This window comes from Hirschia sp., assembly GCF_058892565.1.
In genome coordinates, this window is record NZ_JBZXVU010000008.1 from 132982 (window position 1) to 158015 (window position 25034).

Sequence of the window (25034 nt, forward strand, 5' to 3'; positions counted from 1 at the left end):
AGAGCATTTGAAATGACTGATCAACAATCGGACAATTTACAATCTGGTGAAGCTAAAATCGGTCGTTTCGTTTTTCGAATGATGGTTGCGCTCGCTTGGTTTGTTGCAGCCATTGCAGTTTATACGAGTGCCGAGAAATTTGATATTTCATACACGATGAAAGTGATCATCGCTGGTTTTGCGGCAGTCATGGCGCTGGTGTCATTTGTTCAAGCGCTAGGTAATTATGGGCCGGAAGATAAGCTTTCTTCTGATAAGCCCGATGACGAAATTGAGAAGAAATAAATATGACCGATACTACAGCCACTTTCGTCAATATTGGTGAGCGTACCAATGTGACTGGTTCTGCCCGTTTTAAAAAGCTCATCTTAGATGATGATTATGCGACGGCAGTAGATGTTGCGCGCCAGCAAGTTGAAAACGGTGCGCAGATCATCGACATCAACATGGACGAAGGAATGCTTGATGGCCAAAAGGCTATGGTGACATTTCTTAATCTGATCGCCGCTGAGCCTGATATTGCGCGCGTTCCTATCATGATAGACTCGTCTAAATGGCATGTGATCGAAGCGGGCCTTCAATGTGTGCAGGGCAAAGCGGTTGTAAACTCGATTTCCTTGAAAGAGGGTGAGGCTCAATTCATCGAGCAGGCGCGCAAAGTGCAGTCCTATGGTGCTGCTGCTGTTGTCATGGCTTTTGATGAAGTGGGGCAGGCTGATACAGAAGACCGTAAGGTCGAGATTTGTGTGCGCGCTTATAAAGTTCTGACCGAAAAAGTTGGGTTTGATCCAAACGATATCATATTCGACCCTAATATTTTTGCGGTCGCAACAGGTATTGAAGAGCACAATAATTACGCTGTTGATTTTATTGAAGCAACGCGTCGGATTCGTAAAGAGTGTCCGGGTTGTCACATCTCGGGTGGTCTCTCGAATGTATCATTCTCCTTCCGTGGAAATGAACCAGTGCGCCGCGCAATGCACTCTGTTTTCTTATATCACGCCATTCCAGCAGGCATGGATATGGGGATCGTAAATGCAGGCCAGCTTGATATTTATGATAATATAGATGCTGATCTTCGCGTGGCTGTTGAAGATGTTATATTAAACCGCCGTGCTGATAGTACGGAACGTCTTGTTGATCTTGCTGAAAAGTATCGCGGACAAAAAGGTGCGGAAGTCGTCAAAGATATGTCTTGGCGCGAGCAGTCTGTTGAAAAACGTATCGAGCACGCATTGGTACGCGGTATCACTGAATTTATTGTTGAAGATACTGAAGAAGCCCGATTGGGTTTTGATCGTCCGCTCCATGTCATTGAAGGTCCATTAATGGACGGGATGAATGTTGTGGGTGACCTGTTTGGTGCTGGTAAAATGTTCTTGCCGCAGGTTGTGAAATCTGCTCGCGTGATGAAAGCAGCCGTCGCGCACTTGCTTCCTTTTATGGAAAAAGAAAAAGAAGAGCTTGGCACACAAGATGAGTCCAACGGTAAGGTCTTGATGGCGACCGTTAAGGGTGATGTTCACGATATTGGTAAGAATATTGTGGGTGTCGTGCTTGCCTGTAATGGGTATGAGATTATTGACCTTGGCGTGATGGTGCCAGCCGAGAAAATTCTTGAGGAAGCTATCAAGCAGAAAGTTGATATTATTGGGCTTTCGGGACTGATCACGCCGTCACTTGATGAGATGGTATTTGTGGCTGCGGAGATGCAGCGCCGCGAGATGAGTTTACCGCTCATGATTGGTGGGGCAACGACAAGTCCAGCGCACACGGCTGTGAAGATTGAGCCAGTATTTAATCGTGCGCCAGTTATTCACGTGCTTGACGCCAGCCGCGCCGTGCCGGTTGTGGGCCAGCTTTTGTCCGATGATGATCGTCCAGCTTATTGGGAAGAAGCAAAAGCAAAATACGCAAGCATTCGCGAGCGCCGTTCTGGTGGCAAAGCTAAACCGCGTATGCCGATCGAAGATGCACGCAAGGATAACACAAAGATTGATTGGTCTAGCTATAAGCCGCCTAAACCGCTTCAGCCGGGTTTGACAACAATTGATGATGTCGATCTTGCCGAATTGGCGCGTTATATTGATTGGACACCATTTTTCATGAGTTGGGATTTGAAAGGCTCTTATCCTGCAATTTTGGAAGATGAAAAACGCGGCGAAGCAGCCCGCACACTCTGGGCAGATGCGCAGGCAATGCTTCAGCGTTTGATCGGAGAACAATGGCTCACGTGTAAAGGCGTTGTCGGGCTTTGGCCTGCCAATGCTGATGGTGATGACATTATCGTCTGGAATTCAGAAGAGCGTGACGAAGAAGCCGCGCGTTTCTTCTCTATCCGTCAGCAAATGATCAAAGATAATGATCGCGGCCAAACGGCACTTTCTGACTTTATCGCACCTCAGGGAGAGGGCGCTGATTGGATGGGTGGCTTTGTTGTGACTGCCGGTCATGGCGAACTTGAAAAAGCCAAAGAATTTGTCGATGCCGGTGATGATTACTCATCCATAATGGTCAAAGCTCTAGCAGACCGTTTTGCCGAAGCTTTCGCCGAAATGCTGCATGAGCGTGTGCGTAAATCTATTTGGGGATATGCACCCGATGAAGCCTTCGACAATGAAGCGTTGGTTAAAGAAGCATATGACGGTATTCGTCCAGCGCCTGGTTATCCTTCTCAGCCTGATCATACTGAAAAAGAGACGCTCTTTAATTTGCTGGAGGCAACAGAGCGAGCAGGTGTTGAGTTGACGACATCTTACGCAATGAACCCGCCTGCGTCTGTGTCTGGTCTTTATTTTGCGCATCCCGAAAGTGCTTATTTTGCAGTTGGCCGCATCGAGAAAGATCAGGTTGAAAGTTACGCCGAGCGTAAAGGTTGGGACCTTTCCAAAGCCGAGCGTTGGCTGGGCCCTATCCTCAACTATGATGCAAATGCGCTTTAAACGCATGGATTAAAAAAACTGCCTTCCAGCTTGAATGCCATTTCTGCGTGTGTAATGCTCGGCTGAGATTGGTTGGAGGGCATAAAATGAAATTTGTAATAACTTTGTTTTTTAGCATTGTTTGCTTTTCGGGAAATGTTGCATACGCAGCTAAGTCTCAGAAGCCAGATGTAACCAAGATGGCCTTTGAGGAAACTTGTAGTCCTGATTTGGCGCGTTGGGAAATTATTTATCAACTTGGAAAAATTCATGAAAAGCTGGAGGCCAAAGACTGGCAAGGTGCTTATGATGCAACCGCACCTTTGGAAGGCTTTGGAGCAACTTGTTGGGAATGGTTGACTTTACAAAGATATAAATCTGTCATTTTCGCAAGCGAGGGGAAGATAGATACGGCTGTTGAAATTTTAGATAAGTCCTTGAACCTTAAAGGGTTAAAACCTTATCAAATTGAGAGCATCTCAAAATTCAAAACAAAATTACTCGCAGGTGAATGGCAGTATAAATCATATGTCGAGAGAGATGCTCAAGCTAAGGCGGATGCTTTGATTGGCGCACTTGATCGAGATGAGTACGAAATAAAGAAGCCTTCCGTTTGGAAACTCAAAAGAACGGCAAGTTCTTACTCTGGAAATGCAATGTGCTATGTTTTTCTTGATTTGACGGAGGAAGGGAAGCCGGAGAACTTAGTCGCGAAATGTAGTTTCGATAAGTTTGAAGAAGCTATGGTTGAAGCATTAGCCAGCGTGCGTTTCTCGCCGCGCTATGAGGGTGGCGTTGCCGTTAAAACAAAAGAAGTGATGTATCCGTTTGAGTTGGTTATGAACCAATAAGTGTTCTGTGGGGGGAGATATGAAGTTACTATTTTGTATTGGAATGAGTGCTGCCATATTGGTAATGGGAATAGAGTCTGAGGCTGTTGCTGATGCAAATAATCAGGCAGTGACGAAGGATTGGTCGAAATCTAAATGTATGAATTTTAGTTCCAATAAAGATATCGAGGATTCTGAAAATGCGCTTAAGGAGGCGCATTCTAGCAAAGACTTTAAAGGCGCCAATGCGTTGGCGAGTGAGTTGATGGATAACAAATTAGGTTGTCAGCAACGTTATGAAATTGCTGATATCGGTTATAAATCAGCAGTTGCCTTGAGGGATTTTTCTAGCGCTCAGGGGTTTCTTCCTGTGATGCGTAAGCATCTCAAGAAAAAGGGAGAAGATGTTAATTTTTTTGATCGATTAATCCAATGGGTCGATGAAAATAAAGCCGCGCATGATACTGATATTGAAGTAGCTGACAGAGATGCTTTTGCTATACGGGACCGAACATTACACTACGTGTATAAGGATTTTATTGACAATAGAAATTATGCTGGAAAAGTTCCAACGACACTATGTGAAGTGAATTTTGCTATTAGTGAATATGGTCAACCGATCTCAGTGGAGGCGAAATGCGATCAGAATGAAGTGCAGGCTTCTCTGATCAAACATATTCCGAAAATGTTGTTTGCACCTAAAATTGTAGATGGAAAACCAGTTGTTCAAGAACGTTATGGCCTGAAAGTGCGAATTGAATAAATGTATATCATTACGTGTTGTTGCATGGCATTTTGTGAAGCGATAAATTCTACTGGTCGGCAAAAATAGATTGAATGCTAGCCTTTATACCCAAACTCCGTTTATCCTCTCTTTATTATGTAAAGAGGGGATTTTTCATGAAGCGTGCATCTTTGATTTTGGGGTCAATTTTTCTAGGGTTTGCTATATTAGGCGGATGTGCATCTGCACCTGACCCTGCTGTGCTTGAGCAAGAGCGCTTGGCCGCATTCGCGAAAATTGAAAAACAAGCCGAATATGATATTCGCGCTCTGCTTGCTAAGCAGGATGCTGCTTGGAATAAGGGAGATATTGACGGTTTTATGGAAGGTTATTTGCCGTCAGAAGATCTACGTTTTGCATCCGGTGACAATATCACTTGGGGATATAATGAGACACTTGAAAGATATAAATCTCGTTATGACAGTCCTGAAAAAATGGGAAAAATCTCTCTAGAAATTCAAGAATTCAAGCTGTTTACTGAAACTGATGCGACTGTTTTTGGGCGTTGGTATCTGACCCGCCCTGAAGTTGGCGATGCGGGCGGGTTATTTACGCTCATCTTAGAGAAACAAAATGGAAAATGGCTGGTGGTTTCTGATCATACATCGTAAAAATTCTATTTTGGTTTTGATAAAGCAATTAAGGCTGTCATACATATTTATAGGGTGTTGGACGTGTACGGATTGATTGGCAAAATAACCGCTGTGGCGGGTAAAAGTGATGAATTGGCGAGCATTCTTGTAGAGGGCACTAAAAATATGCCGGGATGTGTGAGCTATACGATCGCAAAATGCACAGAAGAGAGTGATTTGCTCTGGATTACAGAGGTTTGGTTGGATAAAAGCAATCATGAAGCTTCCTTGCAGCTTCCGGCTGTTCAGGCTGCGATCGGTAAGGGGCGACCATTAATTGCGGGCATGGAGCGTGTCGCAACAACTAATCCAGTAGAGTGAGTTTCTATTAAATGAACGGCGAAGATTTGGTTGCGGATGACAATTTGATAGGTCTGCGTAAGTGGGCGGCTTCTGTTGTTGAGCATAAATGGTTTGCGCCTTTCATCACGACAGTTATCGTATTGAATGCGATTACGCTTGGTATGGGCACATATGATGTCTGGCCACCTGCGATGATGCACGCCATGATTTTGTTCGATGGTGCTGTGACCAGCGTATTTGTACTAGAAATCGGACTAAAGCTAATCGCGTATCGCTGGCGCTTCTTTAAAAGCGGCTGGAATGTTTTTGATTTGTTGATTGTGTCGGTCGCGTTATTCCCTGGCGCGGGTGCAATGTCAGTCTTGCGTGCAATGCGTGTCATGCGTGTCTTGCGCCTGATTTCTGTGGTGCCAATGTTGCGCCGTATTGTCGAGGCTTTGTTGAAGGCAATTCCGGGCATGGGGGCGATCCTCGCCGTGCTTGGATTGATGGTTTATGTGGCCGCCGTTATGGCGACGACGCTTTATGCTGAATCCAATCCAGATCTTTTTGGTTCCCTTCCAAAGAGTGCTTTGTCTTTGTTTCAGGTGATGACAATGGATGGTTGGCGCATGGAAGTTGTGCAGCCTGTCATGGATGCGGGCCATCCTTATGCGTGGGTGTTTTTCCTGACATATATTATTCTGGCTAGTTTTGCGGTCTTGAATTTGTTTATGGCGCTTATTGTTGAATCATTGAACGAGAATGTTCGTGAAGAGGTGCAAGAGATTGAGGATGCCGCTGAAGAGTTGCGAGAAGGCCAGCATGAAGCTCAGCTAGATCATGATGAGCTTGTGCTGTTGATAAAATCCATGCGTGAGGAAATGGCAGAGTTAAAAGATGCTGTATCTGATAATGCAGAGGCTCTGAGGAGTGTTAGGATACCTAAAAAGTAAGCGTTACACTATCGCTTTTAGGGTGCGACATCTCGTTTATCAATAAAACGTGAGCACCCCTTCAATAGTTTGCAAAATTCAGGCATACTAACAGTATGAGTATTTGGACTCGCCTAGCGAGCATAGCCCACACTTTATTCGCGCCTACGTCGAACATTTCCAGTTCAGGAGCGATGGCGCTTGCTCGATGTGGAAATATGAAACCCGCAAAGAGCCATACTGCTGGAAAAGCGATTATGCGCGCTGATGCGGTGTGCGGACCTGATCCGGGTGATGTTAGTTTTACAGCAGCAATCGTTGGATTGGGCGCAAAATTGGCAAAAGCTGATGGCTTGGTAACTGAGGATGAAGTGGAGACTTTTTCTCGTGTTTTCCGCGCGGCTCCAGAAGATCAAGATTCTGTAAGGCGTGTATTCAATCTCGCGCGGCAGACTGTGCGTGGTTATGAATCTTATGCCAAGCAGATCGCGCGGCGTTATGGTGATCGTCCTTGTTTGCTCGAAGGTATATTAGACGGACTGTTCCAAATAGCGCTCGCTGATAAAATCATGACGCTAGAAGAGCTTGAGTATCTAAAATCTGTTTCAGATGCATTTGGCTTCTCTGATGATGACTTCAGACGTATTCAGGCAACTCACATGGGTAGCGAAAAAGATGACCCATATATTGTGCTTGGGCTTACGCATGATGCCGATTACGATGAGGTCAGAAAAACTTATAGACAATTAATGATGGATCATCATCCTGATCGTATTGTTGCCACAAAGAAAGCGTCTGATGATTATGAGGCAGTTGCGCATGAAAAAGCGGCTGCAATTACTTCTGCTTTTGCAAGAATTCGCGCAGAAAGAGGAATTCTCATTAGCCCCGATTGACGAACTGCCTTTGAGCACACATCTTATCTGTATCCCCAACTCAGAGACCATAAATGACCCTATCTGCATCAAACAATGATTTCTTCTCAAAAATAGCTTATTACATCCGACGTATTAGTGCGTGGTTCGCACGTGCGGGATTTGGCTTTTTTGTTGTTTTTGCCGCTGGCGCTGCGTTGCTTGCGACAACAGTCATTGGCGTTTTGATTGCAGTGGCAGCATTGTTTCTAAATTTTGGTGTGCGCATCATGCGTGGATCTAAATATCAGCACCAAAACACAGGACCTAAAACTGGTGGTACTGAGCGGATATTCACAGGGGCAACACGGACAAAAAATTCCAAAGCAACTGGCGAAACGCTGGAAGCACATAAAACAGCAAATGGCTGGGTTATCGAGCCTGATTAAGAATTATAAGGCTAACTGGCTTTGGCTTTAGTTCGTGAGACAATAATACAGGCACCAAGTGTCAATTTTGACGAGCGTCAACAACCATTGTCGATGCTCGTTTTGCATTATACTGGCATGCAAACAGGGCAGGCTGCTTTAGAGCGTATGTGTGATCCTGAAGCGAAAGTTGCTGCGCATTATATGGTTGAGGAAGATGGCCGCATCTTTCAGCTAGTGGATGAAAGCAAAAGAGCTTGGCACGCCGGTGTTGCGACATGGAGAGGCTTGGATGATATAAATTCGCGCTCCATTGGAATAGAGATTGTGAATGGCGGCCATGATTATGGTTTGCCAGATTTCCCTGAAATTCAGATTGATGCTGTCATCGCTCTTTGTCGAGACGTGTTGTCTCGTCATCAAATATTACAGTCTGACATTGTGGGGCATTCCGATATTGCGCCGGGGCGTAAAGATGACCCAGGTGAAAAATTTCCTTGGGAAAAATTGGCGCATGCCGGTATTGGTTTATGGCCTGATGAAAGCAAAAAGGCCTTAAGTGTTGGGAGTGTTGAGCTTCTCTCTGAAATTGGTTACGGCCTAAATGCTTCTCCTTCTGATCAAGAAATTACTTGCGTTATAAGGGCGTTCCAACAGAGGTGGATGCAGGATAACGTCACGGGAGAGCCGTGCTTAGAGACTTTGTGTCGCGTGGCTCAGATTGCCAGCATCTATCGCGAGAATACAATTTAGCTAGCTTTTCCAAAATGCATTTGGTAACAGAGCCATCTGACTAGGTGGCTAAGCGATCGCTGGCAATTTATTGCGAGAGGAAAGTCCGGGCTCCACAGAAACAAGGCGGCGGGTAACGCCCGCCCAAGTTATATGCACATTGGTGTTTGGCTTGAGGGAAAGTGCCACAGAAAGTAAACCGCCGGATGCTTTGGCTGATGGTAAGGGTGAAAGGGTGCGGTAAGAGCGCACCGCGGTTTTGGCAACAAGACTGGCAAGGTAAACCCCGCTTGGAGCAAGACCGAATAGGAACAGAAGGAGTTTAGTCTCCACATGCGTTTCTGCGTGCTGTTCGGGTTGGTCGCATGAGGTGATCTGCAAAGATCATCCTAGATGAATGGTCGCTCACTCATTCCAAAGAAATTTGGGTTGGGGGACAGAACCCGGCTTATAGGCCATCTAGTCAGCAATTAGCCGTCGCCATAGGGGGTAACGGGGCTGTTGCTGAGTAATTTATGTGCATCTCTTTAATGTTCAGATTGGAGAGCTTTGTTCGCACATGAGTCAAGCTGCATTTTCTTAAAATATTTTGGAAATTTAAAATAAGAACATTCTTATTGTGTTGGGATTTTGTGGGAATTCTTATGGGAATGTGTGGGGTGATGTAGAAGTGTGTATGGGTGTGGAGCACGCCTTCTACTGTATGTAGTGGTTTTTTGTATAAAATTGCTATGTATATTGATTTTTTCTTCTTTTAGGCGAGCTGTTTGTCTTGAATTCACTTTCATTGCCAGAGTGTTTCAAAATGAGAATTTGGGTTTGGTTTTGACGTTGCTCGACCGGTTTTTCACAAGCTATTCACAGATAATAGTACGTGTTCTCATTATGTATGTGTAATGTTCTGCGCTAAATAAAGTTAATAAATGGTTTAGAGGGTCGACGTCCCAACAATTCCCATGGTATCCCTATGCATCACTTTGGGACGGGGCTGTTGTTCCTGAAGTGATGAGTACCGCTCGCGTATAAGAGCAAATTTTTATCACTTTATCAGGGCTACCGACGGGGCATGTTTCTTTCCACCTATGAAAGTAAGATCGACGCGAAAAATCGGGTATCCGTACCCGCTTCGTTTCGTAAAGCTTTGGGTGGTGATGATTTCATCTGCGTCTGGCCGTCATTTGGTAAGAGTAAAAACTGTTTAGAAGGCGGGAGTAAAAAACTGGTGAATAGCCTTTACAAATCAATCCGTAAGATGAAGCCGATGGATCCGCGTCGTCAGGCGCTGGAATATGGTATTCTCGGGGAGTGTAAAGAGCTTCAGTTTGATGGGGCTGGTGGCCGCGTCGTTCTCCCTCAAAAATTCGTAGATGCCGCGGGTATTACTGGGGAAGTTGCGTTTGTTGGTCTTGGAGAACGTTTTGAGATTTGGTCAAAAGAGCGCTTAGAAGAGAAGCGGGCTGAATTTATGGAGCTTGCAGCGGAAAGCGGCGATTTGATCGAGGCGGCCGATATTGATTTTGACTTTGATGATGAGGATGTGGCGTGACCCAAGAAGGTACTCATATTCCTGTCTTGCTTGAGCCTGTTGTCGAAGCTTTGGCTCCAACAGATGGCCGTGTTTATATCGATGGCACTTATGGTGGCGGTGGTTATTCGCGTGCCGTGATGGCTGTTGCGGATTGTACCGTTTTGGCGGTGGACAGAGATCCAGATGCGATGCAGCGTGCTTGGGATCATGCGGGTAAGGACCCTCGATTGAAGCCCGCTCCGGGACGTTTTGGAGAACTTGATCTAGCGGCCCGTGCAGCCGGTCATGAATATGTTGACGGCGTTATGCTTGATTTGGGTGTTTCATCTTATCAGATAGACCAAGCCGAACGCGGTTTTTCTTTTATGCGCGATGGTCCTCTTGATATGCGAATGGAACAGCGCGGCCCTTCAGCTGCAGATGCTGTGAATTTGCTATCTGAAAAAGATCTTGCATCTATCTTCCACTTTTATGGTGAAGAGCCGGCTTCTCGTCGCATTGCAAAGTTTATCGTCAAGCGCAGGGACGAAGAAAAATTTACACGCACTTTAGATTTGGCAAACTTGATTGAATCTAGTGTGGGTGGTCGTCGCGGTAAGAAGACACATCCCGCAACACGTGTATTTCAAGCGCTGCGCCTTTATGTGAATGATGAGCTTGGTGAGTTGGTGCGTGCACTGGTCGCCAGTGAAGAAATAATCACGTCAGGCGGTCGTTTGGTGGTTGTTACATTTCACTCACTTGAGGACCGAATAGTTAAAACATTCCTTCGGGAACGCGGCGGTGCAATGGGGGGGGGCTCTCGTCATGCGCCAGAAGCGCCTGCTGGAAAATCACCTACATTTGAGCTTGTTGCGCGCAAAGCGATAGACCCAACGGATGAGGAAGTCGCAGGCAACCCTCGTTCGCGATCATCTAAATTGCGCTGGGCGATTCGAACAGATGCACCAACATGGGGGGAGAAAAGTGGCTTAAATTCTCGTATCCCTTCATTAGATGTATTGGAGGCGCTGCTAGCAGAATGAAGCGCTTATTTGCAATTTCCTTTGTCGTTATCGCTCTTCTGGCTGTTTCGGTTTACCGGGCAAAAGAAGGGGCGCAAGCATCTGAAATTAAAATCCAGAACCTTGAGCAGCAGATAGCGGCGGCAAAAGAAGAATTGCGCGTGCTGAAAGCGGAAGAGGCGCACTTGTCTCGTCCTGAGCGTATTGGGCCATTGGCAGCAGAAAAACTTGGAATGGGGCCTGTGCGTCCTGAGCAATTAAAGGGTGAAGCGGCGCTGCAAGCAACGCTTGCCGAGAGCGCGAGTGATGATGCAGCTGCATTAGTGGAGGGGCAGGATGCGGCTGAGTAATTCCTTCCTTCATTCTCTTAATCTTGATGGTGCAGGCGATCGTTGGGCTGCGCTGCGGGCCATTATGGTTGCAGGTGTGATTGCGTTGATGTTTGGTGTTGTCACATGGCGCGCCTCTGTGGTTGCAATGGGCGGAACACATGAAGCAAGCGTCGCTGAGAAAAGTGTGCATGTTGCGGCTCAGCGTTCTGATATTGTTGACCGAAATGGAGGGTTGCTCGCAACTTCGTTGACCATTGATAGCCTTGCCGCAGCACCTCAGGAAATTTGGGATGCGCGCGAAGTGGCCGAAGGTCTTGCGACAGTATTTGAAGATTTAGATGTCGACCAATTGGTTGCCCGTTTAGAGGACCCCAACCGCAAATTTGTCTGGATACGCCGTAAAGTATCTCCGCGTCAGCGTCAGGCTGTTTATGATTTAGGGCTTGAAGGTCTGCGTTTTGAAAAAGAAGTGCAACGTATCTATACTGGTGGCGCGCTCGCTGGGCATTTAATCGGTTACACGAATGTCGATTCAAAAGGCATTGCTGGGTTGGAGCTTGCTCATCAAGATCGCTTAGCGGCGGGTGGTAAGCCGCTTAAGTTGACCATCGATACCGGGGTACAATTTGCCTTAGAAGATGAATTGAAATTTGCGGCTGAAGCTTTTCACGTAAAAGGCGCGGCCGGAGTCGTTATTGAAGCGAAAACCGGTGCGGTTCGCGCGATTGCATCTTGGCCAGCCATTGATCCAAATCGTCCCGGCGATATGACTGGTGATCAGCGCTTAAATCGTGCAATGGGTGCTGTTTTTGAACTTGGTTCTGTTTTTAAACCACTAACTGTTGCTGCTGCTCTTGATGCGGGTGTATTGCGTCCATCGGAAACGTTCAATGTTGCTCAAAATATCCAAATTGGTGCTGTGACTGTACGTGATCGTCATCCAATCAGCTCAATTGCGAGTGTGACGGATATCATTGTGCATTCTTCCAATGTGGGCACGGTGAAAATCGAGCAATTATTGGGACTGCGTCAACACAAAGAATTCTTGGACAGAGTAGGCTTGTTGTCGCGTCCGCAAGTTGTTTATCCGGGGGCTGCTGCGCCGATCTTGCCAGCAGAATGGGATGAGTTAACTGGGGCTACTATTTCATATGGGCATGGGCTTGCTGTGTCTCCGTTGGCATTGGCGGCTGCATATACAGCTTTTGCAAATGATGGAGAGATGGTTCGTCCTCGCTTTGTAGAACCGGAGCCTGAAGATGAGATTGCGCGTACGCGTGTGGTTTCTGCGCCGACTGCACGTTTAATTACGGACATGATGCGCCGTACAGTCACGGACGGAACAGGTACGCGAGCAGACGTTTATGGTTATGAAGTTGGCGGAAAAACGGGCACTGCCGAGAAACCGGGACCCGATGGTTATGACCCTCACAGAAATATCTGTTCTTTTGTGTCGCTCTTTCCCACATCTCGCCCTGAATATGTCGTTTTAATCGTATTGGATGAGCCTGAAGCGTTGGAAGGTGAAGGAAAAACAGCTGCGTTGAACGCGGCTCCTCTCACAGGGCGATTAATCGCGCGGATAGCGCCAATGTTAGATGTTGCTCCAGTTTTGGAAAAACGTCGTTCGACATCCGATAATTCGTCTGGCGTGCGCGCCGTCTCAGATAAGAGGGCGTTATGAAACTAAGCCAAATTTTTGACAATGCACCAGATTGGGAATTCACAGGTCTGACGTGTGATAGCCGAAAAGTGGCACCAGGCTTTGTGTTCGCAGCGTTGCGAGGCACAGTGTCTGACGGGCGCGATTTCATTCAAGCAGCTATTGATAATGGTGCGATTGCTGTCTTGACGGATGAACGTGATGGGGAATGGGAAATTCCTGCTATTAAAGTCGCGGAGCCACGTTTGGCGTTTGCGAAAGCTGCCGCCGCTTTTTATCATAAACAGCCCGAAGTCATGGTTGCTGTGACGGGGACAAATGGCAAATCGTCCACTGTTGATTTCTTGCGTCAAATATGGACAGAGCTTGGACATGTTTCAGCATCTGTTGGAACATTGGGAGCCGTCGGCCCATCCGGTGCTGTTGAGCTGGGTCACACGACACCAGACCCAGTGGCTGTGCAGTCTACTCTAGCGATTTTGGCGAATGAAGGTGTCACCCATTGTGCAATGGAAGCTTCATCTCATGGCTTGGCGCAATATCGTATGCATGGCGTCCAATTGGCTGCGGGTGGTTTTTTGAATCTTTCACAAGATCATTTGGATTATCACAAAGATCTTGAAGACTATTTTGCTGCTAAGATGAAGCTGTTCTCCGAACTTCTTCCTGAAGGCGCACCAGCAATAATCAATGCTGACAGCGATATGAAAGATAAAGCTTTGGCGATTGCGACAGCCGCAAATTTAAAGCCATTCACTGTTGGTTGGCGCGGTGATCATCTTTGGATTGATGAAATTTCACCTCGCAATACAGGACAGAAGCTGCAATTGCAGTGGGAAACGCCTGAGGGTGATAAAGAAACAATCGTTAATCTTCCATTGATCGGTGAATTTCAGGCGCTCAATGCGTTGGCTGCGGCTGGTATTGCGCTGTCTCTTGGTGCTGATCCAATGGCGGTATTTGCCGCTATGGAGAAGCTAAAGGGTGTGAAGGGGCGGCTTGAATTGGTTGCTGAAACCCAAAACGGAGCAGGAATTTTTGTAGATTTCGCTCACACGCCTGACGGACTGGATACATTGTTACGTGCGGCGCGTCCTCACGCAGCTGGACGTGTGATTTGTGTGTTTGGATGCGGCGGTGACCGTGACGCAGGTAAACGTCCAATCATGGGTGAAATAGCAGCAAAATATGCTGATGAAGTTATTGTTACAGATGATAACCCCCGTTCAGAAGATCCAGCTTCCATTCGCGCGGCAATAATGGCAGGCGCTCCCAATGCGACGGAAATTGATGGCCGTGAAGCTGCGATCAAACAGGGTATTTCCCGTTTGAAAAAGGGTGACGTTCTCATGATTGCGGGTAAAGGTCATGAGACAGGTCAGATTATCAAAGGTGAAACATTCCCATTCTCTGATCATGAAGCTGCGCTGACAGCTTTAGCTGAGATAGAGGGAGGCGCTGAAAAGTGAATAAATCTCTCTGGACCTCAAAAGAAATAGCTGCCGCCACAAAAGGCGAGATGACAAGAGACTGGAAAGTATCCGGTATTTCCATTGATAGCCGTGAAGTTGCAAAAGGTGATCTATTTGTTGCGCTGAAAGACCTGCGTGACGGACATGAATATGTGTCTTCCGCCATCGAAAAAGGTGCTGCCGGGGCGTTGATCTCTAGCGATTGTGGCGATGTGCCATGTGTGAACGTAGATAACACGCTCCACGCTTTAGAAAATCTTGGTCTAGCTGCACGTGCGCGCTCAAAAGCCATCCATGCTGCTATCACTGGTTCGGTGGGTAAAACCAGCGTGAAAGAAATGATCGCGCAAATTTTCCGCTCCAAAGGAAAAGCGCATTGGAATGTGAAATCATTCAACAATCATTTTGGTGTGCCGCTTACTTTGGCGCGGATGCCGCGTGATACAAAGCGCGCGATTTTCGAAATTGGGATGAATACGCCTGGAGAAATCGCACCTCGATCTAGAATGGTGCGCCCGCAGATTGCTATGGTCACGAAAATTGCCGGTGCTCACCTTGAGGGTATGGGAACGATTGAAGCCGTTGCTGACGAAAAATCAGATATTTTTTGTGGCCTCGAACCTAATGGTGTAGCCATTCTGCCGCGTGAAGATGATTTTTTTGATTACATGAAGGCACGTGTCTTTGATTGCCAGCCGACAGCCTCGCTTTTGTCTTTTGGTGGTGCTCAAAGTGAAGCTGATGCGCGCTTGCTAAGTTTTGAACCAGAGGGAAATGGCTCGCAAGGCACTGCAGACATTCTGGGCGAGACTGTTTCTTTCCAGCTAAATGCAATTGGTGATCATTGGGGCATGAATGCAGTTCTTGCTATTTTGGTTGGTCGCCTCTCTGGTATGTCTGCCCAAGAAGCGGCAGACGGCCTGAAAGGTTATACACCGCCAGCTGGTCGCGGTGCGGCTGAAATACTGAAAATGCCATTTGGCGAAATTACACTGCTCGATGATTCCTATAATGCAAACCCAGAAAGCATGCGCGCTGGTCTTGCTGCATTGGGGCAGCGTTCCGGTCGTAAAATAGCAATCCTCGGAGAGATGCGAGAACTGGGGCCGGACGCGGATAAATTACACGCAGATTTGAAAGATCCTATCCTCAAAGCGGGGGTGTCAGAGCTCTTTTTGGCCGGTGATGGATTATTACCATTGCGTGACAGTTGCAGTAATAATGAGAACGAACCGGGGGTTTGCTGGGCGTCAACCTCAAAAGAACTAGTTTTAATGGTTAATAAGTCGTTAATAAGTGGTGATGTCGTCTTGATAAAAGGCTCGAATGCATCCGGTATAGCGAGTGTCGCAAATGCCCTGAAAGCACTCAGCCAAGGGCCTGAAGAGAGAAACGAAAAAATGTCAGCTGCAATCACAGGAGGCGAGTAATGCTCTATCTATATTTAACGCCTCTAGCTGAAGACTTTGGGTTTTTGAACCTATTCACATATCTTTCGTTTCGTTCTGGTGGTGCTTTGCTTACAGCTTTGTTGGTTGGTGTGTTGTTTGGCGACACAATGATCAACTGGTTGCGGTCCCGTCAGGGGAAAGGGCAACCTATCCGCGATCTCTCCCTTGAAGCGCAAATGTCGAAACAGGGCACACCGACAATGGGCGGATTTATAATCTGGCTGTCTATGCTTATCGGTACGCTTTTGTGGACCGATCTTACCAATCCCTATATTTGGGTCGTGTTGTTTGTAACTTTATCATTTGCTTTGATGGGGTTTCTCGATGACTACGCAAAAGTCGCTAAGCAATCGACTGATGGTGTATCTAGCCTTGTGCGGCTGGGCGTTGAGTTCGTTGTCGCCGCGATTGCTTGTGCATTTATCATGGGCCTTCACGGCGCTCACACACCGCTTGGTTATGCCGAATGGGGTAGTTTCAATGAATTATCTCAAGCGATTGCATCATTAGCGCCGCACACAAGTGCAGACCCCAACCCTCAAAGTTTTGCAGGCGGCGTCGCTATTCCATTTGTGAATGATTATTTCTTCCCGCTTGGTGGTTTGTTTATTGCTTTTGGCATGATTGTGATCGTTGGATTCGCAAATGCAGTGAACTTCACAGATGGCCTTGATGGGCTTGCAATCGTTCCCACGATTTTCTCGGCAATGGCGTATGCACTGATTGCATATTTAACGGGTAACTTCGTGTTTGCCGAATATCTGGGAATTCAATTCACGCCGGGAACGGGTGAGTTGGCTGTTTTATTGTCTGCCCTTATTGGCGCTGGAATGGGCTTCCTTTGGTATAATACATTTCCAGCAAAAGTGTTTATGGGCGACACGGGATCTCTCGGATTGGGAGGATTACTTGGTGTTGTTGCTGTTGCGGTAAAACACGAGTTTGCATTGGTGATTATTGGCTTCTTATTCGTATTAGAAGTGATGTCAGTGATGATGCAGGTCGGATATTTTAAACTTACTCGTAAATTGACCGGTGAAGGTAAACGCATTTTCAAAATGGCTCCTTTACATCACCATTTCCAAAAAGATGGTTGGCCCGAAACCCGCGTTGTCGTGCGTTTCTGGATTTTATCAGCGGTGTTTGCGCTGATGGGCCTAGCCACGTTGAAACTGAGGTAATGGCAGCATGATCCCCGTTTCCGTATACAAAGGTAAAGATGTTGCTCTCTTCGGCTTGGGCCGGACAGGAATCTCTGCGGCGCGTGCTCTTATGGCAGGTGGTGCCCGTGTTCATGCATGGGATGACAATGAGATCTCACGTGAAAAAGCAGCAGAAGCAGGTCTGACAATTGCTGACATCAATAAAATGGACTGGCAAAAATTCTCAGCATTAGTGCTATCTCCGGGCATTCCGTTCAAATACCCAGAGCCACACCGTGTTGTGAAAATGGCAAAAATGGTTGGTGTCCCTGTAGTCGGCGACATGGAGTTGTTTGCGCGTGCTGTGGCAGAATTGCCCGCTTATGCACGCCCGAAAATTGTTGGAATTACTGGCACGAACGGAAAATCAACAACAACGGCTCTTATAGGTCATATTCTAGAACGTGCTGGGCGCGATGTGCGCGTTGGGGGGAATATAGGTGTTGGTGTTCTTGATCTAAAAGCGATGAATGCGAACTCTATTTATGTATTGGAATTGTCTTCCTATCAGCTGGACTTGATTGATAGCTTACGTTGCGATGTCGCTGTATTCTTGAATGTTTCTCCTGATCACCTTGATCGACATGGTGGTATGCAAGGGTATGTCGCGGCAAAGAACCGTATTTTCCGCAACCAAACATCTGCTGATACGGCTGTTATTGGTGTGGATGACATGCGTACCCAGATATTATGCACACGTTTAGCTGCTGAAAATACGCGCCGTGTCTGTCCGGTATCTGCTGAGATGGCGCTAGGGCGCGGTGTATCAGTTCTAGAAGGAATGTTATCTGACAGTCTTTCTGGTCATGCAGAAACGTCCGTTGATCTTTCATCCGCGCGGGCATTGCCGGGACAGCACAATCACCAAAATGCCGCCGCCGCTTACGCAGCATGTCAGTCTCTTGGTTTGGATGCCTCCGAAATAATTGATGGCTTGAATTCATTCCCTGGTCTGGAGCACCGTCTTGAAAGCGTTGGAAGCGTCAATGGTGTCGCCTTTGTCAACGATTCCAAAGCGACAAATTCACAAGCAGCTGAGCAAGCCTTGCGCGCTTATCCCAATGCTTTCTGGATTGCAGGTGGCCGCGCCAAGGATGATGGCATTGATGCGCTAGCGCCGTATTTTTCAAGTATCAAGAAAGCCTATTTGATTGGTCACGCTATGTCTGATTTTAGCAATACGCTGAAAGGTAAGACGCCAACAATGAATTGTGGAACCTTGGATGTAGCTGTTGCTGCAGCGTATAAAGATGCGTTGGCATCAGGTATCAAAGATCCTGTTATTCTCTTTTCGCCGGCATGCGCTAGTTTTGATCAGTTCAAAGATTTTGAAGCGCGTGGTGATGCTTTTAAAAACCAAGTTCACGCGATCGAAATGGACTTTAAAAAAAAGAGTAAAATCATCGCCTGATAGGCTGATACAGAACCGGGAATTGGCTATACATGACTAGCTTTGCGCGTTCCGATAGATCACTGTTGGCGGAATGGTGGAGAACTGTCGATAAATTGATGCTAGCCAGCCTTTTTCTCTTAATGGGCGTGGGGCTTCTAGTATCGTTGGCAGCAGGGCCGGCTGCGTCTGAACGGATTGGCTTTTCAGATCCTTATCATTTTGTGTATCGGCAGGCCTTTTTTATGGCGTGTGCTGCTATATTGCTTGTCGGTACGTCGATTTTGACGCCGCCTTGGGCGAGGCGTGTTGCGGGGATTGTATTTTTCTTAGGGTTTCTGCTGATGGCTTATATTCTGCTCTTTGGGCATGAGGCCAAAGGCGCGCAGCGCTGGATTCGGATCGCGGGAACGACTTTTCAACCCTCGGAAATTGTTAAACCCGCTCTTGTCTTGATTATTGGCTGGCTTTTGGCCCAGCGTGAGCACTTCCCCAATGCACCGTGGACATTAGTGGCGTTTATTCTCTACGCGGCAACAATGGGACTTTTATTGCTTCAGCCGGACGTGGGGCAATCGGCACTTTTAACAGCTGGTTTCCTTGCTGCATTTTTTGTCTCTGGGATTTCCTTGTCTTGGGTGTTTGGTTTGGGCGCTGGGTTTGTCGCCTTGGGTGGAAGTTTGTTCACATTTTTTCCGCATGTGCGTCACCGCGTGAATTCATTTATAAACCCCTCTGAATATGACACTTATCAGATTGATACAGCACGTGAAGCAATTGAACGTGGCGGCCTTATGGGGGCGGGTATGGGGGAAGGGCAAATCAAACATGATCTTCCTGATGCACATACAGATTTTATATATTCTGTGATTGGCGAAGAGTTTGGCTTGTTTGTGTGTGTGGCGCTTATTATTTTATTTGCAGTCATCACAGTACGCGGCGTACTCACTGCGTCACGTCATCCAGACCCTTATCCGCGAGCAGCAGCTGTTGGCTTGTTCACATTGTTTGGCATCCAAGCTGCGATTAATATCAGTGTGAATATTGCGCTTATACCCAATAAGGGAATGACGCTTCCTTTTATTTCATCGGGAGGTAGCTCTTTATTGGGATCGGCGCTAACTCTGGGGTTCGCATTAGCCTTAACGCGGCGACGCCCTGAAATTTCGATGAGACGGTTTATTCCCTGATGACAAATCTCCCTTCAAATGATGCTTCTCCATTGGTGATAATTGCAGCTGGCGGAACGGGTGGACACATGTTTCCTGCGCAAGCTTTTGCCACTGAAATGGTCAAGCGCGGGTGGCGGGTTGGTCTGGTCACTGATGATCGCGGCATGAAATATGTTGAGAATTTTCCAGCCGAATGGATTGAACAGGTAAAAGCAGCAACCATTGGTTCAAAACGTCCTGACAAGCTGATTGTGTCTGCATTAAAAATCAAAGCAGGCATCGGTGCTGCAAAAAAACACATGAAGCGGGTAAAACCTGCACTTGTTGCTGGTTTTGGGGGGTATCCAAGTTTCCCTTCTTTATCTGCCGCTAAGGCGTTGCATGTTCCGATTATCATTCATGAACAAAACGCAGTCTTAGGCCGCGTGAACCGCTTATTTGCAAAACATGCTGTTACAGTTGCGTCTGGTTTTGGACGTCTTGACCGAATACCCAAAGAAGCTGAAAGCCATCGCGTTGAAGTTGGAAACCCAGTGCGCGCGCCCATATTGGCGATCCGTGATCTGCCTTATCCATCGGTGACTGCCGATACTAAAATCAATTTACTTGTAACGGGTGGAAGCCAAGGCGCAAAAATGTTTGGTGAAGTTGTGCCCGCTGCTATTGAGCAATTGCCAGAAAGCCTGCGCAGCCATTTGCATATGGTGCAGCAAGTTAGGGAAGATCAAATTCCGAACGTGCAAGCAATTTATGATGCCGCTGGCGTGACATGTGAGTTAGCACCATTTTTCAATGATATGGATCAGCGACTTGCCGTAACGCATCTTGTTATAGCCCGCTCAGGCGCAGGCACAGTGACAGAGCTTTGCGTAGCCGGTCGTCCCGCTATCTTAATCCCGCTTGGTATTGCTATGGATGATCATCAGCGTGCCAATGCGGAAAGCCTTGAGGCTGGCGGCGGCGCTGAAGTTATTCTCGAAAAAGAGTTTACAAAGTCGGCTTTGGCGCATGTCCTAGAGGAGCTATTGGGCCCTGGAGGTGACCTTGAATTGCGCGCAGCAGCGGCCAAAGCATTAGGCCCATTGACGGCAGCTGAAGAATTAGCCGACATTGCCATAAAAGCAGCGAATCTTTAGCGTATTTCCCTGTCAGGAAGATACCAATTGAAGACTGCTACACACAGACCACTAGACCAGAAGATCAATTTCTATGAAAAACCCATCACCATTTGACCTCGGCCCCGCACATCTTGTTGGTATTGGCGGAATTGGAATGTCCGGTATCGCTGAGATCATGCTCACCATGGGATATCAGGTTCAAGGGTCTGATATGAGGGAAGGCCCAAATCTGGATCGTCTTCGTAAAAAAGGTGCTAGGATCTTCATTGGTCATGAAGCGGAAAATGTTGCTAATGCTGGTGCGGTGATTATTTCTTCAGCTATTAAAGCGGGAAACCCTGAAGTTGATGCGGCGCGTGCTGCGGGGATTCCGGTGGTTCGCCGCGCAAACATGCTGGCGGAATTAGTGCGTATGAAATGGACCGTTTGTGTCGCTGGTACGCATGGAAAAACGACAACCACAACTATGGTGTCATCTTTGCTGGATGCTGCCGATATTGACCCTACCGTTATCAATGGCGGTATTGTGAACGCCTATGGATCAAATGCCAAAGCGGGTGCAGGTGACTGGATGGTACTTGAGGCTGATGAAAGCGATGGTACTTTTACCAAGCTTTCGCCAACGGCTGCCATCGTTACGAATATAGATCCCGAACACATGGAGCACTATGGCTCTATGGAAAATCTACGGGCTGCTTTTGATACATTTGTTGAAAATATTCCCTTTTATGGCTTTGCTGTTTTGTGTACGGACCATCCTGAAGTGCAGGCGCTTGCATCGCGAATTGTTGACCGCCGCCGCATTACTTATGGGTTCAACCGTCAGGCGGATGTACGTGCAGTTAATCTAAGAACAGATTTAAAAGGCGCACATTTTGATATTGCGCTACGTCGCCCTGGTTCTGCGACACCGCGCATGATTAAAGGTGCAACTTTGCCAATGGCGGGCGATCACAATGTGCAAAATGCTCTAGCTGCTGTCACAGTTGCGCTAGAGCTTGGTGCAAGTGATGATCAAATCCTTGCAGGTCTTTCTGGCTTTGGCGGCGTCAAGCGTCGTTTCACGCCGGCAGGGGAGTGGGAAATCGAAGCAGGCAAAGAGCCTGTTCGCATTATTGACGATTATGGACATCACCCTGTTGAGATTGAAGCTGTGCTCAAGGCTGCGCGGTCCATGCAAGGCCAAGGCGGCGTAATCGCAGTGGCGCAACCTCACCGATATTCACGTTTGAATGACCTTTTCTCAGAGTTTTCAACCTGCTTTGATATGGCTGATATTGTGTTGATCCCGCCTGTGTATGAAGCCGGAGAAACACCAATTGAAGGCATAAATCACGAGACGCTTGTGAAATCTATTCGTCAGCATGGCCATAAAGATGTTGGTATTCTTGAAAGTTTAGAAGCACTCCCAGAAGCCATAAAAGCGTATGCAAAGCCGGGTGATATGGTCGTATGTTTGGGAGCGGGTGACATCACAAATTATGCAAATTCACTGGCGGAAAACCTGAAGAAATAGCGCGCTGCCTAAAGCTTGATTAGCGGGAAAGGAACATCATGTCTAATGTATTAGAAACAGAAAGACTGATCCTACGCCCTCCCATAGCAGACGATTTTGATGCTTGGGCTGAATTTATGGCCGATGAAGAGGATGCGCGCTTTATAGGCGGTGCGATGAATCGCGCAGTCGCTTGGCGTGCCATGATGATAATGATGGGAAGCTGGTCAGCTTACGGCATAGGCATGTTTTCTGTTATTGAAAAATCCAGCAATGAATGGATTGGTCGCATCGGTCCATGGCAACCAGAGGGGTGGCCCGGAACTGAAGTGGGATGGGGAATACGAAATTCCGCTCAGGGAAAAGGCTACGCGCTTGAAGCAGCAGCTATCAGCATGGATTATGCGGTCGAGCATTTGGGCTGGAGTACAATTATCCATACGATAGACAGTGAGAATTTGGCGTCTGAAAAGTTAGCAAAACGTCTGGGATCTGTATTGATGAAGCGAGACGTTTTTCTACCTGCTCCGCTCAATACTGAACCTGTCAATGTTTGGGGGCAAACAGCACAACAATGGGCGCTCAATCGCCAATCGTTAACAAATTCCTCAAAGAGTTAATCGGTTTTGAGCTCGCGCTACATCTGGATTTAAGCAAAATGTGTTTGGATAAACATTCAAAGTGAGTGTTTATTATGAGTTTGTTGATCGTTCAGTCGAATGCGACCCTCTATCGTCAGCCTATTATAGGCGAGACGCAAGAACGTGATTCCAATAATTCTGAGACTTCGCAAACGCAACTTTCCAAGAAAACCCCAGAAGAATTTAATGCGATAATTCGTAGTCAAATTCATGCAAACAAGACGGATGAAGACGTGAGTGAGCTTGAGGGCGATCCCGAAGAAATAGCGCTCCAACGGAAGAAAACCCAAGCGCGGGAAGATATACAGCGTCTGAGGGAAGAGTTTAAAGTTATCAAAGAAGTATGGGCCAATGACCCAAAAGAAATGGCGCGGCAATTGGGGCGAATTGCCAAGCAATTAAAAGCTGCCGTGAAAATGTTTTCTGATGCGTCCAAAGCTTTGGGGGAAATCGGTCAAAGTGCTCCAAGCATGACGACTATGACAGCGGGATCTAATATATCAAGCGCGAGTGAAACCGATGAACAAGCAGAAGATCAGCCTCCAACCAAAGATGACATTGATAACACGGTAGAAGATGCGGAACGCAGTGCTCAAAACGGGGTAGACTTATCAGAGCAGAATATGGATGGAACAGATAGTTCTGTCAGTGCGCTGGCGTCTCAACGCAATGCCGCTCAGGCCGCATATAGTGAACAGGTCGAAAAAGTTGATATTAAATGGGTGAAAGCAAAAGATTCACCTCAATATGCTGCCTATATGGACAATATGAACTTCATCAATGAAGTGCGAGGTTTTAGTAAACTGCTCGAATTAGAGTTTGAGCACACCAAGAAAAAAGCGGTCTTCACAATTCCAGATAAGGCAGAAAAAAGTGAAGAGTTTGAAGAGGCTGACAAAGAGTTTGAGGAATTGCTCGAAGACGTGATCGACTTTGAACGCGATGTCAAAGCGGCCATGCCTATTCCGGGAACGCTTGTATCCGTGGCAGCCTAAAACGAATTATTTGCCATGTATTTGGTTCAAACTGGTCAATTCAAATCTGTCTTTTAGGTTTCTATAGACAGCACCAGAGAAAACATCACGCGTAGCTTGTGGACCCGACATTTCAATACGGAATTTATAGTTTAATCCAGCCACGACTTGTACCTGCATCTCAACTTTGTCGACGAGTGCCCGCGTAGGAAATTTCTTATAAATCGCGTCAATTACCATTTCTTTTGCTTTAATTGCGCTTTCATCTTCGATATCAGCAGGTGCATACCCGCCGACAAGCAAATCATTTTCAGAAAAATTATCTATTTCTTTGGTTTCTGGGTTTGTTGGGGCTTCGAAAGGCGGTGGTGGCAGAGCAGGTGATTTTGGCATTGAATTATGTGTTTCATGACTGTTGCAGGAAATAAGAAGTGCGAAAGGTGTGAGCAGGCTTATCACTGAACGTTTCATGAAATGTCTCTCATATAAGATGGTTGAGATTATTTGATATTCCATTGGCTAGCATAGCTTTGAGTCATTTTCACGCAAAAGTGAGGAAGACGCCGCTTTGAGCCACAGTATTCAACACTATCTATGAGTGAGGCAGCACTCATATTCTCTAAGGAGACGATAATGACTGAATACACACTTCACACTGCAGAGACTGCACCTGAGGCCTCTAAAGAGATTTTGGAAGGAGCACAAAAAGCCAACGGTTTTGTGCCAAATTTATATGCGACAATGGCGCAAAGCCCTGAGCTTTTAAAATCTTATAAATACCTAGCAGAAGCGTTCAGCTCCAACTCATTGACTACAGATGAGCGTAATGTTGTCTGGCAAGTGATTAACTATGAGAATAATTGCCATTACTGTGTACCAGCGCATACAGGCATTGCAAAATCTCAAGGCGTATCAGACGATGTAATTGAAGCGCTTCGTGAAGGTAAAACTATTCCTGATGCCAAACTTGAAGCCCTTGCAGAATTTACCCGTCAAATGCTGGCACAGCGCGGCGTGGTTACAGACGAGCAAACGCAAGCATTATTTGCGCATGGCTATGACACAACAACCGTTTTGGATGTGATTTTGGGCTTGGCGCATAAAACGCTATCTAACTACACAAACCATGTCGCTCACACACCAGTAGACGATGCTTTTTCTAAGTTTGCATGGACTCACCCAGACGAAAGATAA

25 protein-coding genes and 1 other RNA gene are annotated in these 25034 nt (G+C 46.8%); 25 read left to right on the forward strand and 1 reads right to left on the reverse strand.

Going from position 1 to position 25034, the window contains the following annotated elements; translation table 11 throughout:
• Window positions 1-12 precede the first annotated feature (12 nt).
• The 24 genes from AC5EF3_RS03440 (at window position 13) to AC5EF3_RS03555 (ending at window position 23861) form a co-directional block, all read left to right on the forward strand.
• Window positions 13-285, forward strand: coding sequence for a hypothetical protein (locus AC5EF3_RS03440; protein WP_493547029.1), 273 nt, complete (start codon window positions 13-15; stop codon window positions 283-285).
• Between the two features lie 2 nt (window positions 286-287).
• Window positions 288-2942 (forward strand): methionine synthase, encoded by a 2655-nt coding sequence (gene metH, locus AC5EF3_RS03445; RefSeq protein ID WP_493547030.1) that lies wholly within the window; start codon window positions 288-290, stop codon window positions 2940-2942.
• 86 nt (window positions 2943-3028) lie between these two features.
• Complete coding sequence (locus tag AC5EF3_RS03450; protein ID WP_015826228.1) at window positions 3029-3772, forward strand: hypothetical protein; 744 nt, start codon at window positions 3029-3031, stop codon at window positions 3770-3772.
• A 7-nt stretch (window positions 3773-3779) separates the two neighbouring features.
• A complete protein-coding gene (locus tag AC5EF3_RS03455; protein WP_493547031.1) occupies window positions 3780-4514 on the forward strand; it encodes a hypothetical protein in 735 nt (244 codons plus the stop codon).
• A 137-nt stretch (window positions 4515-4651) separates the two neighbouring features.
• Window positions 4652-5146: a DUF4440 domain-containing protein gene (locus AC5EF3_RS03460; protein ID WP_493547032.1), complete on the forward strand. Its 495-nt coding sequence runs from the start codon at window positions 4652-4654 to the stop codon at window positions 5144-5146.
• A gap of 63 nt (window positions 5147-5209) precedes the next feature.
• Window positions 5210-5488 (forward strand): putative quinol monooxygenase, encoded by a 279-nt coding sequence (locus AC5EF3_RS03465; RefSeq protein WP_015826231.1) that lies wholly within the window; start codon window positions 5210-5212, stop codon window positions 5486-5488.
• Window positions 5489-5499: 11 nt separating this feature from the next.
• On the forward strand, window positions 5500-6405 hold the full coding sequence (locus AC5EF3_RS03470) for an ion transporter (RefSeq protein ID WP_493547033.1): 906 nt from the start codon (window positions 5500-5502) through the stop codon (window positions 6403-6405).
• A gap of 95 nt (window positions 6406-6500) precedes the next feature.
• Complete coding sequence (locus AC5EF3_RS03475) at window positions 6501-7280, forward strand: TerB family tellurite resistance protein (RefSeq protein WP_493547034.1); 780 nt, start codon at window positions 6501-6503, stop codon at window positions 7278-7280.
• Window positions 7281-7333: 53 nt separating this feature from the next.
• The gene (locus AC5EF3_RS03480) at window positions 7334-7687 is read left to right on the forward strand and encodes a hypothetical protein (protein WP_493547035.1); all 354 of its coding nucleotides are present in this window, start codon (window positions 7334-7336) and stop codon (window positions 7685-7687) included.
• Window positions 7688-7708: 21 nt separating this feature from the next.
• Entirely contained in the window at window positions 7709-8419 is a 711-nt protein-coding gene (locus tag AC5EF3_RS03485; RefSeq protein WP_493547036.1) for an N-acetylmuramoyl-L-alanine amidase, read from the forward strand.
• Window positions 8420-8459: 40 nt separating this feature from the next.
• An RNA gene (gene rnpB, locus AC5EF3_RS03490) (RNase P RNA component class A) lies at window positions 8460-8865 on the forward strand.
• Window positions 8866-9464: 599 nt separating this feature from the next.
• Window positions 9465-9944 carry a division/cell wall cluster transcriptional repressor MraZ gene (locus AC5EF3_RS03495; RefSeq protein ID WP_015826236.1) on the forward strand — a complete coding sequence of 160 codons (480 nt, stop codon included), beginning with the start codon at window positions 9465-9467 and terminating at the stop codon, window positions 9942-9944.
• Complete coding sequence (gene rsmH, locus AC5EF3_RS03500) at window positions 9941-10951, forward strand: 16S rRNA (cytosine(1402)-N(4))-methyltransferase RsmH (RefSeq protein WP_493547037.1); 1011 nt, start codon at window positions 9941-9943, stop codon at window positions 10949-10951. Before AC5EF3_RS03495 ends, rsmH begins: the two co-directional genes overlap by 4 nt.
• Entirely contained in the window at window positions 10948-11280 is a 333-nt protein-coding gene (ftsL, locus tag AC5EF3_RS03505) for a cell division protein FtsL (protein ID WP_493547038.1), read from the forward strand. Before rsmH ends, ftsL begins: the two co-directional genes overlap by 4 nt.
• On the forward strand, window positions 11267-12946 hold the full coding sequence (locus tag AC5EF3_RS03510) for a peptidoglycan D,D-transpeptidase FtsI family protein (protein WP_493547039.1): 1680 nt from the start codon (window positions 11267-11269) through the stop codon (window positions 12944-12946). The genes ftsL and AC5EF3_RS03510 overlap by 14 nt, the downstream gene beginning before the upstream one ends.
• Window positions 12943-14394 (forward strand): UDP-N-acetylmuramoyl-L-alanyl-D-glutamate--2,6-diaminopimelate ligase, encoded by a 1452-nt coding sequence (locus tag AC5EF3_RS03515; RefSeq protein ID WP_493547040.1) that lies wholly within the window; start codon window positions 12943-12945, stop codon window positions 14392-14394. The genes AC5EF3_RS03510 and AC5EF3_RS03515 overlap by 4 nt, the downstream gene beginning before the upstream one ends.
• Window positions 14391-15827, forward strand: coding sequence for a UDP-N-acetylmuramoyl-tripeptide--D-alanyl-D-alanine ligase (locus AC5EF3_RS03520; protein ID WP_493547041.1), 1437 nt, complete (start codon window positions 14391-14393; stop codon window positions 15825-15827). Before AC5EF3_RS03515 ends, AC5EF3_RS03520 begins: the two co-directional genes overlap by 4 nt.
• Window positions 15827-17029 (forward strand): phospho-N-acetylmuramoyl-pentapeptide-transferase, encoded by a 1203-nt coding sequence (gene mraY / locus AC5EF3_RS03525; protein ID WP_493547042.1) that lies wholly within the window; start codon window positions 15827-15829, stop codon window positions 17027-17029. The genes AC5EF3_RS03520 and mraY overlap by 1 nt, the downstream gene beginning before the upstream one ends.
• A gap of 7 nt (window positions 17030-17036) precedes the next feature.
• Entirely contained in the window at window positions 17037-18461 is a 1425-nt protein-coding gene (gene murD, locus AC5EF3_RS03530; protein WP_015826243.1) for a UDP-N-acetylmuramoyl-L-alanine--D-glutamate ligase, read from the forward strand.
• A gap of 32 nt (window positions 18462-18493) precedes the next feature.
• On the forward strand, window positions 18494-19630 hold the full coding sequence (locus AC5EF3_RS03535; protein WP_015826244.1) for an FtsW/RodA/SpoVE family cell cycle protein: 1137 nt from the start codon (window positions 18494-18496) through the stop codon (window positions 19628-19630).
• The gene (gene murG, locus AC5EF3_RS03540; RefSeq protein WP_493547043.1) at window positions 19630-20748 is read left to right on the forward strand and encodes an undecaprenyldiphospho-muramoylpentapeptide beta-N-acetylglucosaminyltransferase; all 1119 of its coding nucleotides are present in this window, start codon (window positions 19630-19632) and stop codon (window positions 20746-20748) included. Before AC5EF3_RS03535 ends, murG begins: the two co-directional genes overlap by 1 nt.
• A gap of 73 nt (window positions 20749-20821) precedes the next feature.
• The gene (murC, locus tag AC5EF3_RS03545; protein WP_015826246.1) at window positions 20822-22246 is read left to right on the forward strand and encodes a UDP-N-acetylmuramate--L-alanine ligase; all 1425 of its coding nucleotides are present in this window, start codon (window positions 20822-20824) and stop codon (window positions 22244-22246) included.
• A 38-nt stretch (window positions 22247-22284) separates the two neighbouring features.
• Window positions 22285-22845, forward strand: coding sequence for a GNAT family N-acetyltransferase (locus AC5EF3_RS03550; RefSeq protein ID WP_493547044.1), 561 nt, complete (start codon window positions 22285-22287; stop codon window positions 22843-22845).
• Window positions 22846-22919: 74 nt separating this feature from the next.
• Complete coding sequence (locus AC5EF3_RS03555) at window positions 22920-23861, forward strand: hypothetical protein (RefSeq protein ID WP_493547045.1); 942 nt, start codon at window positions 22920-22922, stop codon at window positions 23859-23861.
• A gap of 6 nt (window positions 23862-23867) precedes the next feature.
• On the opposite strand, the gene AC5EF3_RS03560 is transcribed toward AC5EF3_RS03555, so the two are convergent.
• On the reverse strand, window positions 23868-24311 hold the full coding sequence (locus tag AC5EF3_RS03560) for a hypothetical protein (RefSeq protein ID WP_493547046.1): 444 nt from the start codon (window positions 24309-24311) through the stop codon (window positions 23868-23870).
• A gap of 162 nt (window positions 24312-24473) precedes the next feature.
• On the opposite strand from AC5EF3_RS03560, the gene AC5EF3_RS03565 reads away from it, so the two are divergent.
• On the forward strand, window positions 24474-25034 hold the full coding sequence (locus tag AC5EF3_RS03565) for a carboxymuconolactone decarboxylase family protein (RefSeq protein WP_493547047.1): 561 nt from the start codon (window positions 24474-24476) through the stop codon (window positions 25032-25034).